Annotated in this window: 10 protein-coding genes and 1 tRNA gene; 5 read left to right on the top strand and 6 right to left on the bottom strand. The window is 72.7% G+C overall.

Annotated features, from left to right (window positions below):
• Window positions 1–79: 79 nt before the first annotated feature.
• The 5 genes from AC2CJA_RS17945 to AC2CJA_RS17925 all read right to left on the bottom strand — a co-directional run bounded on the left by AC2CJA_RS17945 (window position 80) and on the right by AC2CJA_RS17925 (window position 7,311).
• Complete coding sequence (locus AC2CJA_RS17945) at window positions 80–1,057, bottom strand: ribose-phosphate diphosphokinase (protein WP_484603710.1); 978 nt, start codon at window positions 1,055–1,057, stop codon at window positions 80–82.
• A gap of 90 nt (window positions 1,058–1,147) precedes the next feature.
• A complete protein-coding gene (glmU, locus tag AC2CJA_RS17940) occupies window positions 1,148–2,614 on the bottom strand; it encodes a bifunctional UDP-N-acetylglucosamine diphosphorylase/glucosamine-1-phosphate N-acetyltransferase GlmU (protein WP_484603709.1) in 1,467 nt (488 codons plus the stop codon).
• A 198-nt stretch (window positions 2,615–2,812) separates the two neighbouring features.
• A complete protein-coding gene (locus tag AC2CJA_RS17935) occupies window positions 2,813–3,826 on the bottom strand; it encodes a cellulose-binding protein (RefSeq protein WP_484603708.1) in 1,014 nt (337 codons plus the stop codon).
• 257 nt (window positions 3,827–4,083) lie between these two features.
• Complete coding sequence (locus tag AC2CJA_RS17930) at window positions 4,084–6,300, bottom strand: SUKH-4 family immunity protein (protein WP_484603707.1); 2,217 nt, start codon at window positions 6,298–6,300, stop codon at window positions 4,084–4,086.
• A gap of 6 nt (window positions 6,301–6,306) precedes the next feature.
• Window positions 6,307–7,311 carry an SMI1/KNR4 family protein gene (locus AC2CJA_RS17925; RefSeq protein WP_484603706.1) on the bottom strand — a complete coding sequence of 335 codons (1,005 nt, stop codon included), beginning with the start codon at window positions 7,309–7,311 and terminating at the stop codon, window positions 6,307–6,309.
• Window positions 7,312–7,613: 302 nt separating this feature from the next.
• Here AC2CJA_RS17925 and AC2CJA_RS17920 point away from each other — a divergent pair, with 302 nt between their 5' ends.
• Both AC2CJA_RS17920 and AC2CJA_RS17915 read left to right on the top strand, forming a co-directional pair.
• The gene (locus AC2CJA_RS17920; RefSeq protein WP_484603705.1) at window positions 7,614–8,120 is read left to right on the top strand and encodes a YwqJ-related putative deaminase; all 507 of its coding nucleotides are present in this window, start codon (window positions 7,614–7,616) and stop codon (window positions 8,118–8,120) included.
• Window positions 8,117–8,632 carry an SUKH-3 domain-containing protein gene (locus AC2CJA_RS17915; protein WP_484603704.1) on the top strand — a complete coding sequence of 172 codons (516 nt, stop codon included), beginning with the start codon at window positions 8,117–8,119 and terminating at the stop codon, window positions 8,630–8,632. Before AC2CJA_RS17920 ends, AC2CJA_RS17915 begins: the two co-directional genes overlap by 4 nt.
• Before the next feature lie 36 nt (window positions 8,633–8,668).
• Here AC2CJA_RS17915 and AC2CJA_RS17910 read toward each other — a convergent pair whose 3' ends face one another.
• Window positions 8,669–10,060: a sensor histidine kinase gene (locus AC2CJA_RS17910; protein ID WP_484603703.1), complete on the bottom strand. Its 1,392-nt coding sequence runs from the start codon at window positions 10,058–10,060 to the stop codon at window positions 8,669–8,671.
• A gap of 179 nt (window positions 10,061–10,239) precedes the next feature.
• Here AC2CJA_RS17910 and AC2CJA_RS17905 point away from each other — a divergent pair, with 179 nt between their 5' ends.
• The 3 genes from AC2CJA_RS17905 to AC2CJA_RS17895 form a co-directional block, all read left to right on the top strand.
• Window positions 10,240–10,935 carry a helix-turn-helix domain-containing protein gene (locus AC2CJA_RS17905; RefSeq protein WP_484603702.1) on the top strand — a complete coding sequence of 232 codons (696 nt, stop codon included), beginning with the start codon at window positions 10,240–10,242 and terminating at the stop codon, window positions 10,933–10,935.
• A gap of 11 nt (window positions 10,936–10,946) precedes the next feature.
• Window positions 10,947–11,018: transfer RNA gene (locus AC2CJA_RS17900), tRNA-Gln, on the top strand.
• A 396-nt stretch (window positions 11,019–11,414) separates the two neighbouring features.
• Window positions 11,415–11,794, top strand: a 380-nt coding sequence (locus AC2CJA_RS17895; protein ID WP_484603701.1) for an ABC transporter ATP-binding protein, incomplete at its 3' end; no start/stop codon positions are given.

Raw genomic sequence — 11,794 nt, 5'->3', positions numbered from 1 at the left:
CCCCCCCGGCCGCGGGGGGCGCCCGGGGGGGGCGCCCCCCCCCGGGCGGGCCCCCGGCCCCCCCCCCCCCGCCGAACCGTTACGCCTGCTCGTCGAAGAGGCTCGTCACCGAGCCGTCCTCGAACACCTCGCGCACCGCGCGGGCGATCGTCGGGGCCATCGACAGCACCGTGATCTTGTCGACGTCCACCTCGCTCGGCGTCGGCAGGGTGTCGGTGAAGATGAACTCGCTCACATTGGAGTTCTTCAGCCGGTCCGCCGCCGGACCGGACAGCACACCGTGGGTGGCCGCCACGATCACGTCCTCGGCGCCGCCCTCGAACAGCGCGTCGGCGGCCGCGCAGATCGTGCCGCCGGTGTCGACCATGTCGTCCACCAGCACGCACACCCGGCCCCGCACGTCGCCGACGACCTCGTGGACGGTCACCTGGTTCGCCACGTCCGGGTCGCGGCGCTTGTGCACGATCGCCAGCGGCGCGCCCAGCCGGTCGCACCAGCGGTCGGCGACCCGCACCCGGCCCGCGTCCGGCGAGACCACCGTCAGCTTGGAACGGTCCACCTTGCCGCCCACGTAGTCCGTCAGCACCGGCAGCGCGAACAGGTGGTCGACGGGGCCGTCGAAGAAGCCCTGGATCTGGTCGGTGTGCAGGTCGATGGTGAGGATCCGGTCGGCGCCGGCCGTCCTGAGCAGATCGGCGACCAGCCGCGCCGAGATCGGCTCACGGCCGCGGTGCTTCTTGTCCTGCCGCGCGTAACCGTAGAACGGCACGATCACGGTGATGCTCCGGGCCGAGGCCCGCTTGAGCGCGTCCACCATGATCAACTGCTCCATGATCCACTTGTTGATCGGAGCGGTGTGGCTCTGCATCAGGAAGCAGTCCGCGCCACGGGCGGACTCCTGGAAGCGCACGTAGATCTCGCCGTTGGCGAAGTCGAACGCCTTCGTCGGGACCACGCTGACACCGAGCTGCCCCGCGACCTCCTCCGCCAGACTGGGGTGGGCGCGGCCGGAGAAGAACATCATCTTCTTCTGGCCGGTCGTCTTGATCCCGGTCACAACACAATCTCCTTGCGAGCATCGATTCGTCGGGGCGCACCACGATGTGCGCCTCTCACGGTACGCCCTGGCCGGGGCACTCCCACCGGGTCATCCCCCGGCCACGGGGCCGTCACCGCTCTCCTCGCCCGCGGCCCGGGCCGCCCGCGCGGCCGCGCTCCCGGGACGCTTTCGGGCCACCCAGCCGGCGATGTTGCGCTGCTGGCCGCGCGCGACGGCCAGCGAACCGGGCGGCACGTCCTTGGTGATCACGGACCCGGCGGCGGTGTACGCCCCGTCCCCGACCGTGACAGGAGCCACAAACATGTTGTCCGCACCCGTCCGGCAGTGCGAGCCGATCGTGGTGTGGTGCTTGTTCATCCCGTCGTAGTTCACGAACACGCTCGCGGCGCCGATGTTCGAGTGCTCGCCGATCGTCGCGTCACCCACGTACGACAGGTGCGGCACCTTCGTGCCCTCGCCCACCTCGGAGTTCTTGATCTCCACATACGTGCCGACCTTCGAGTTCGGGCCCAGCCGCGCCCCGGGCCGCAGATACGCGTACGGGCCCACCGACGCGCCCGGACCGATCTCCGCCGAGTCGGCCACCGCGTTGGACACCACCGCGCCCTCGCCGACGACGGTGTCCGCCAGCCGGCAGTTCGGCCCGACCTCGCAGCCCGCGCCCAGCCGCGTGGAACCCAGCAGCTGCGTACCCGGATGCACCAGCGCGTCCGGCTCGTACGTCACCGTCGCGTCCAGCCACGTCGACGCCGGATCCACCACCGTCACACCGGCCAGCATCGCCCGCCGGAGCAGCCGCTCGTTCAGCAGCCTGCGCGCCTCGGCCAGCTGTACCCGGTTGTTGATCCCGACGATCTCCCGGTGGTCGCCCGCCGAACACGCGCCCACCCGGTGTCCCTGGGCACGCAGAATGCCCAGCACATCGGTCAGGTACTCCTCGCCCTGGCTGTTGTCCGTGCCGATCCGGCCCAGCGCCTCGGCCAGCAGCCGCCCGTCGAACGCGAAGACCCCCGAGTTGATCTCCCGGATCGCCAGCTGCTCCCCGGTGGCGTCCTTGTGCTCCACGATCGCCGTCACCGCGCCGTCCCCGGAGCGCACGACGCGCCCGTAACCGGTCGCGTCCGGCACCTCGGCCGACAGCACCGTCACCGCGTTGCCCTGCCCGGCGTGCGCCTCGGCCAGACCCGACAGCGTCTCGCCGGTCAGCAGCGGGGTGTCGCCGCAGACGACCACCACCGTCCCCGCCGGCCGCACCCCGTCGGCCGCCAGTGCCTGAAGCGCCGTGCGCACCGCGTGCCCGGTACCCCGCTGTTCGGCCTGCACCGCCGTGCGCACCTTCGCGTCCAGCGCCGCCAGATGCTCGGTGACCCGCTCGCGGCCGTGGCCGACGACCACCACCAGCTCCTCGGGGTCCAGCTCACGGGAGGCCGCCACCACATGACCCACGAGCGACCGCCCGCAGATGTCGTGCAGGACCTTGGGCCTGGCGGACTTCATGCGGGTGCCCTCACCCGCTGCGAGGACGACGACGGCTGCCGGGCGGTTGGCGCTCACGGGTGTGCCCTTCGGCTTCGGGACGGAACTTCGGACGTCTTGTGGACGGATGGCGGGACGGGCCGCCGGACCGGCACGGAACCCACCCGGAGGACCACTCCCGCACACCCGGCGGCCACCGCCGGTTCACGGGACGGACCGCGGCGAAACCGCGCGGGAAGGTGTGGTGTCATCCGCAGGATACCCGGGGGGACCCGGTCATTCCGCCGGTGCCCCCTGGCCCGGCACCGCCGCGCCGCCCGTTCCACCAGCGGTTCCGCCGGGACCGCCGGCCGCGCCCTCCGCCCCGCCCGCGCCACCGGCGCCCTCCGCACCGTCCGCGTCACCCGGTGCACGGCCGGCGATCGCCGCCAGACTCGCGCGCACATGCGCCATGTGCTGCCGCACCGCCTCCTGCCGCCGCTCGTGCGCCCGCACGATCCGCTCCGTCTCCCGCTCCACGCGCTCCCGCCGCAGCCGCGCCCGCGCCAGCAACTCCGCCGCCCGCTCCTCGGCCTCCGCCTGGAGCCGCCGCGCGTCCTCCTCCGCCCCGGCGGACTCCCGCCGCGCCCGCTCCAGAACCGCCTCGCCCCGCCCGGACAGCTCGGCGGCCCGCTCCGCCACCGCCGCCTCGCGCCCGGCCAGCTCCCGCTCCCGGCCCTCGGCCTCCTGGGCCTGCTTCCCCTCCTGCTCCAGCAGCAGCGCCTCACAGCGCTCGGCCATCTCCCGCAGCTCGCGCTCGCCGGCCTCCCGCAGCCCCTCGGCCTCCGCGCGCGCCCGCTCCCGGAGCAGACCGGCCCGCTCCCGCGCCCGCCCGAGCGCCGCCTCCGCCGCCTCGTCCGCCTCCTCCCGCACCCGGGCCGCACCACCGTGCGCCGCCTCCCGCCGCGCCCGGTCCTCCTCCCGCGCCCCCTCCAGCACCCGGCGCGACTCCTCCCGCGCCCGCTCCCGCAGCTCCCCGGCCTCGGCCTCCGCCTCGGACAGGATCAGCCGGGCCCGCTCGCCCAGCGCCTCGTACGTCTGCGGAGGCAGCGCGGCGACCACCCCCCGCAGCCGGTCCGCCTCCGCCTCCAGCTCCCCGGCCAGCGCCCCCAGCCCGGTCAGGCGCTCCCGCGCCCCCTCCAGATCCCCGTACAGCCCGCTGGTGTAGCGGTCGACCTGCTCGGGCCGGTAACCGCGGCCCCGTACGACGGCGAAGCCATGAGGCGACTTGGACGCAGACGACGCAGACATCGTGAACCCCAACCTCCACACAATCCGGCGGATATCCCACCCAGCATGCGTCATGGGACCCCACACCCCGCAACCGACACAAACCCCGCGAACACACACGGAAGCGTGATCCTCCCGGCGCGCCCCCCGGCCGGGGGAACGGCCGGGGGAACGGCAGGGGCAACGGAGCGGGGCAACGGAGCGGGGAACAGCCGTGCCCGGCCCCCGCTCAGCGGAGACCGGGCACGGACACACCGGTGACGACCGGGACGCGACGACTACAGCAACCCGTCCCACATCTGCTCGAGCAGCACCGACCACCAGTTCTCCGGACCTGCCAGGGCCGCCGGATCCAGGCACGCCAGCATCCCCTGGAAATCCACCGTCCAGCGGCCCGCCTGCTCCGGCGTCAACCCGTACCGCAGCCGCCACATCCGGCCCAGCAGCGCCAGACACCGCACGAACTGCGGCAGACCGCTGTTGACGAACCGCGCCGCCGCCGGACCGCCGCCCGCGGGAGCCTCCAGCGGCACCGCCACGATGTGCGCCGTGCCGTACTGCACGCACAGCTGACGCCCGTAGTCGTTGCCCATCACCAGATACGAGGCCGCGTCCGCCGAGGGCGGCACCCCGCGCTCCCGCGCCAGCTCCGCCAGCGTCGGCACCGGACGCCCCGGCTGCGCCTGCGCCCAGAAGAACGGACCGAACTCCACCGGCAGACCCGCCCACACCAGCGTCTGCGCCACCACGTCCGGAACACCCTGCCGGGAGACCGCACGCTGGTCGAAACGGAACACCGCCTGCGGGCCGAAAGCCTGCGTGAGCTCCTGCGCCACACCGTCCGGCCCGACCGCCGGCGCCGGCTGGAGCAGATGCGGCGGCGGAAGCGGCACCCGCACCGGCGCCGGACGTGCCGGACCGTCGGCCACCTGGTGCAACTCGCCCTGATGCTCTATCAGATGACGCACGCCCTGCTGGCGGGAGGCCACATCGCGCCCGTACGGCGCGGTGTGGCTGATCCGCACCTGCGGCCAGGACTCCCGCACCATCCGCGCGCAGTAACCACCGGGAACGTCACAGCACTCCAGCTCCGTGTGCAGCTCCAGCACCTGCTGCGGCGGAACACCCGTCGCCCGCAGCTCGTGCAGGATCTGCCACTCCGGATGCGGAGTGCCCGGCGCCGAACGGCGGATCAGCTGCTGCTCGGAACCGTCCGGCGCGCGATAGCGCAGCACCGCCATGTAACCGGGCCCGACCATCGGCATACCGGGCGGCTGCTGCCCCGGACCGCCGTACGACGGCGCGCCCGGAGGAACCCCCGGACCGCCCGGACCCGCCAGCATCGTCGCCGCGTGGTGCACCCCGCCCCCCGGAGCGGCCGGAGCACCCGGCGCAGGGGTGTCCGCGCCCCCCTGGGACGCCACCTCGTCCGCCGACACCAACTGCGTCGGCGCATAGGCCGCACCACCGGGCGAACCACCCGGCGAAGCCGCCCCGGCGCCACCCGGACGCGCCCCCGGCACACCCGGCTCACCCGGCGGCGGCACGGACGACCCGCCGCGCTTCGGCGCACGGCCGGTGGCGGCGTCCCCTGGCGCCCCCGGAGCGCCGGGCGGCGGCGGAGCACCGGGAGCGGCAGGCGGAGGAGTACCGGGGCCGCCCGCCGACGGATCGGCCGGCATCGTCGCCGCGTGGTGCACCCCGCCCGGCGGAGTCCGCGGAGACCGCGAGGGCTGCCGCTCCAGGTCCTGGTCCCGGTCCCGGTCCCGCGCGGAACCCTGCGGGTCGCCGACCGCCGGAGCCGCCGCCGTCCCCGGCAGCACACCACCGCCCTCCGGCAGCAGCGCCGTCCTGGCCTCCGAGCCCGTCCCGGACGCCGGACCCGGCCCCCCGTCCTCGTCATCACTCCCGCTGATCGGCGGCGCGGACACCGTCACCGGCGGCCGCGCCGACGCCAGATCGCCACCACTGCCACTGGTGTCCGCCGCATCCCACGGCGAACCGGAACCGGAGCCGGAAACAGTCCCCCCGGCGGACGCCGGCGCATCCGGCGCCGGTGCGGGACCACCCGACGACCGGCCCGAACCGTCCGAATCCCCCGAGCCGGCCGCCGCACGGCGCCCCGGAAACCCCAACTGGTCCGCCGCCTCCTGCAACCACTCCGGAGGCGTCAGCAGGAACGACGTCGCCTCCAGATCCACCCGCCGAGGCGGAGCCGCCGGCGCCGCCTCGGCCGCGGCCCCGTACTCCTCCTCGTACCGGCGGATCACCTCACCCACCGGCAACGCCGGCCACAGCGTCGACTCACCGCTGTCCCGCGCGATCACCAGCCGCTGCCGGCCGCCACCCGACGACGGACCGTCCGCGCGATCCTCCGCCCACGCCACGAAACCCAGACCGAACTCCCGCACCCGCACCTCACGGCGCTGATACGCCGGAACACCACCGTTGACCCAGCGCTCCGCACGCTCCTGCGCCTGCGCGAACGTCACCATCGAGACTCACCCCTCCACCGGAACGGCACGAGCGAACCCGCCGTCCACCATCAGGCCGGCCACGGTCTCCAACTCCGGCGGATTACCCGCCAGCCGCAACAGGAAGTCGTCGAAATCCGCACCGCACGGCAGCAGAAGCCCCGCCACCCGCTCCCGCACCGACAGTCCGTCCCGGTCCCGCGCGTCGTCGTACGCGCAGAACCACACCGACCCCGGCGCCTCACCGCGCACCTTCACCGCGACAATCCCGCCCTGCACGAAGGCCACACCCAGATAATCCTTCGTCAGATGATCCCGCAGGCACTTGTTCACGTACACCAGATCATTGACCGCCGCCTCCTCACGCACCGTGAAGAACGGCTGATCCACCAGCAACCCCGACTCCGCGTCCAGCGCCACCCCCGCCGGCGCACAACCACCCGCCGCCTTCAGGAACGACCGGTACGCCTCCGGCAGCCGGTACCCCAGGGCCTCCTCCGCGTCCAGCACCTGCTCCTCGGACACCGCCACACCGTGCGGCACCTCGAAACGCACCGGACGCGTCTCCCGCAACGGCCGCGTCCCCCGCTTCCCGTGATCCACCACAGCCGTCGCCAGACCACCGTGATGCCGCAGCAGAGCCTTCACCTCCACCGGCACCAACTCCAGCCTGCGACCACCCGCCACGTGATGCCACGTCCAGCCGTGCGGAGTCGCCACCGACGGCAACTCCGCCCACAACTCATGACCCTCCGCACACATAGCCGCGTTCGCCGACACATGGTCGGTCAACCGCAACTCGTCCCCACCGAAACCCTCCGGCGGCTCCGCGATCTCCACCGCCGCACGCGCGAACGGCGAGAAATCCGGATAACCCCGCTCATCCACCCGCACACCACCCGGATACCGGGCAGCCCGCACCGGATCCGGAAAACGCACGACCTGACCGGCATAGGCCGCGTTCGGCGGCGCGAACCCCTCCCCGGGACGGGAACCGGGAGAAACCCCCAACCCAGGCCTACCTGTCGTCATGGCGGTGCCCCCTGCTGGCAACTGGCTTACGGGCGCCGATGGGCGCTGACGAGCACAGCCTATGCGCTGCCCCCACCACCGGTCCCGCCCCCGTCCACCCGCCCCGGCACACCCCCGACCGACACCCCACCGCCACCCCGGCGGACACCTCGCCACCCCGGCACGGCACACTCACAACACGGCCACACCGGGCCGGGACACGCCCTGCGACATGCCCCGAAACCGACCCCGCTTTCCCAAAAGCCCGCCCGTTTGGCACCCTGAACCAACGCCATCGGGGGGATGCGCGGGGAGGAAAAACCATGCACGCCACACAACACAACACCGCCGAACACCCCTCGGACCCCCGCATCGGCTGGGGCGCACCCGACGACACCACCCCCGTCCCGCGCCACCGCCGCGACGGCATCATGCCCACCGTCGCCGCCGCCCTCTCCGTACGCGGCCGGACACTCACCTGCACCGCGGGCAAAGCCGACACCCCCCCGGCCCTCCACCCCCTCGTCCAGGACTACCTCGACACCCTCACCACCCCCCAACGCGAACGCCACACCGGACGCTGCCCCGAAGCCGTCCTCATCTCCCGCCACCTCACCACCGCCGAAGCAAGCCGCGGCAAACGCGCCGGCCGCAAACCCCTCAGCACCGGCGAAGCCCGCAAAGCACTCAAGGGCGCCAAGATCACCACCCGGCGCATCCGCGAGGACGGCGACCCCGCACACGGCACCTACGCACCCCCCTGCCGCTCCTGCACAGCCCTCCTCGCACACTTCGGCGTGCGCCCCGTCGACACCGCAGGAGAACGGTGAACACCCCCATCCCCCACCCCCGCGACACCACCACCACCCGCTTCCCCGTCCCCGTCGACGCCGCCCTCCGCGCCGCCGGCTGGACACCCGGACGCCACCACATCGCACAGGCCGAGATCTGGGCCGACACCCTCCGGGCCCACCACTCACCCACCGGACACCGGCACGCCGTATTCCCCGCCGCCGTCGAAGCCTGGGCCGAATTCGGCGGCCTCCGCATCGCGGGCACCGAGCCCGGCCGCCACATCGCCCCCACAGCCGTCCGCGTCGACCCCCTGCACGGCCTCCACTGGCCCCGCACCCTCAACGACCTCGGACGCGCCCTCGACACCGCCCTCGCACCCCTCGGCGAAGAGGACGACGGCAACGCGCTCCTCGCCATCGACGAACAAGGCCGCGTCTACAGCATCGACCACACCGGCGACTGGTACCTCGGCCCCACCTTCGACGCCGCACTCGCCACCCTCATCACCGGCACCAACCCCAAACGCCTCCCCCGCGCCCCGGAATGACCCCGGGCCCCCGGCCGACCGCCCCCGGTCCCGGCCTCAGCCCCGGTCCGGAATGACCGCCGACACCCGGAAACCCCCCGCCTCCGTCGGCCCCGACACGAACCCCCCGCCCAGCGCCGCCACCCGCTCACGCATCCCCACCAGGCCGTTGCCCCCACTGGGCAACCCCGCACCCCGCACACCCTCCGCCGGCGCGTCGTTCTCCACCAGCACCGCCACCTCACCCGCACGACACGCCAGCCGCACCCGCGTACACGCACCCGCCGCATGCTTGTGCACGTTCGTCAACGCCTCCTGCACCACCCGGTACGCCGTCCGCTCCACCCGCCGCGCATACGAACGCACCTCCCCCTCCACCGACAACTCCACCGACATCCCCGCCGCCCGCGACTGCCCCACCAGCGCGTCCAGGTCACCCAGGCACGGCCCACCGGACTCCTCCGAGCCGTCCACCGGACCCTCCGCGCCCGCCGAACCCCGGCCCGCGGACGCCGTGACCGCCTCCGCGACCTCCGCCACCCGCGCCAACGGACGATCCGACTCCACAGCCCCCGACACCCGCGCGGACCCCGACGGCCTCGCCTCATGCGCCCGCAGCACACCCAGCATCGTCCGCAACTCCGTCAGCGCCTGCCGCCCCATGTCCCCGATCAGCACCGCGTTCCGCGACGCCTTCTCCGGATCCCTCCGCGCCACCGCCTGCAACGCCGCCGCGTGCACCACCATCAGACTCACCCGGTGCGCCACCACATCGTGCATCTCGCGCGCGATCCGCGTCCGCTCCTCGTTGCGCGCCCACTCCGCACGCTCCTCCGCACGATCCGCCAGCAGCGACAACTCCCGCTCCAGACCGTCCGCACGCTCCCGCAGACTCTCCACCAGCCGCCGCCGCGCCCCCACGTACAGCCCCAGCAGCACCGGAGGAGCCGTCACCCCCACCGACATCAGCACCGACACCAGCGGAACGAACCACACCGGGGGGTCGTAGCCGTAGTCGTCCCGCACCACACTCCGCCGGAGCTCCACGACCGCGACGATCAGCGTCCCCAGCCCCTGCATACCGGCCAGCAGAGCGATGATCCGCCGCGGCACCTCCGACGCCGCCAGCGTGTACAGCCCCACCGTCCCCAGCAGAACGCCCATCTGCGCCGGCGTGACCGCGATCGCCACCAGCACCACCGCGATCGGCCACCTGCGCCGCAGCACCAGCGCCAGCCCCGCCAGCGCACCCAGCGCCACCGACAGACCCACCGGAAGACCGGCCTCACGCGCGAACGGCACCCCCTGCACCGCGCACTCCGCACCCGACGCCAGCGCGAGCACCGCGTCCAGCGCCGCACCGCGACGCCGCGTCCACCACAGCGGCCCCCGAGGCGCATCGCCCCGGCCCTGGTCACGGGCCTCGACACTTTCCCCCGTCTCGGTCATACCGCCCAGCCTACGGCCGCCCGCCAGCGGTTTTCGGGGCGGCTCCGCCCGCGGAAAACCGCATGTGCGCCGGGGTGAGGACCGGTGTGAGCGGTGATGAAAAAGCTACTTTTCACCCGAAGCACTGAATCATCCGGATTTTCGAACCACGCACTCCTTTGCGGGTCCAGGATGACGTCATGGTTCAAGCCAAGACGGAGATGAAGGAGCGCGCACGCGCCCTGCGCCGCGCGGGCCGCACATACGACGAGATCGCGGCGGAGTTGGGGGTGTCGAAGAGCTCGGTGTCGCTGTGGGTGCGGGATCTGCCGAGGCCGAGGCGTGCGGAGCACGCCCGCGCGATGGCGGAGGCGCGTTGGGAGCCTTACCGGCGTAAGCAGGAGGTCTTGCGACAGCAGACGAAGGCGATGGCGGCCGGCGAGATCGGTCGCATGACGGACCGGGAGCTGTTCCTGGTAGGGGTCGGCCTTTACTGGGCCGAGGGGACGAAGAGCAAGTCGTACCGTCTTGAGGAACGAGTCACCTTCGTGAACAGCGACCCGGGGATGATCACGCTGTACCTGAGGTGGCTGGCGCTGGTCGGTGTGGAGCCGGAGCGGTTGCGCTTCCGCGTCATGATCCACGAGTCGGCGGATGTCGAGGGGGCTGAGCGTTACTGGGCTGACCTCGTCGGAGTGGACGTGAGCGTGCTGGAGGGGGTCACGCTCAAGAAGCACAACCCCGTGACGGTGCGCAAGAACACCGGCAAGGCGTATCACGGCTGCCTTGTGGTGAGGGTTCTCGGCAGTGCCGACCTTTACCGTCGCATCGAGGGCTGGTGGTACGGCATAGTGGTGGAGGCCGGTTCGGACAGCCGGAAAGGATGTCCGAATTAAGGCTTTTACTATCCCCTGTGGTGTAATTGGCAACACTATCGGTTTTGGTCCGATCATTCCAGGTTCGAGTCCTGGCGGGGGAGCTCAAAGTTCGAATGGAGGGCCCCGGCCACCGGTCGGGGCCCTTCGCCGTGTCCGCGCCCGGCCCGGCCGCCCGGTCGGCCTGTGCCGACTTGAGGTTGACGTAAGGGGAAAGGGCATCCTCGGGACCGAGTCCCCTAGGGGGTGGTACCCCCTTCCACCTACCCGCGGATCGTCCCCTGGCAGGACGAGGGCGGGCGGATCACTCCCTAGGCTGCTTGACGCAGGGTGCCGCACCGGTGGGGTGGTGCCGGCCCCCGTACGGATACGGCGCCGCGCACCATCGCGGTGCCGGACCGGGTGCGACAGGCTCTTCGCGTAAATCCAGTCGGTGCCGCGGGCTTCGGGGAAGTCCCCGGCGCGGCACAGTCGATAGCAGTCGATACAGGAGACATACCGTGACAACGGCTGTAGTGAATCCCAGGACCGGGGGCAGTGGAGGAAGTACGGCCGTTGCCGCGCGGGCGCGGCAGGTCGTCAAGGCGTACGGCGCCGGTGAGACGCGGGTGGTGGCGCTGGACCGGGTGGACGTGGACATCGCGCGGGGCGCGTTCACGGCGATCATGGGTCCGTCGGGCTCGGGCAAGTCGACGCTGATGCACTGCCTCGCGGGGCTGGACGCGGTGTCGTCGGGGCAGGTGTGGATCGGTGAGACCGAGATCACGGGCCTGAAGGAGAAGAAGCTCACGCGACTGCGCCGGGACAAGGTCGGTTTCATCTTCCAGGCGTTCAATCTGCTGCCCACCCTGACGGCGCTGGAGAACATCACGCTGCCGAT

This window comes from Streptomyces sp. ATLC9 (genome assembly GCF_057196705.1).
The sequence above is the reverse complement of the archived record's forward strand: the minus strand, read 5'-3'. Positions and strand labels throughout refer to the sequence as shown.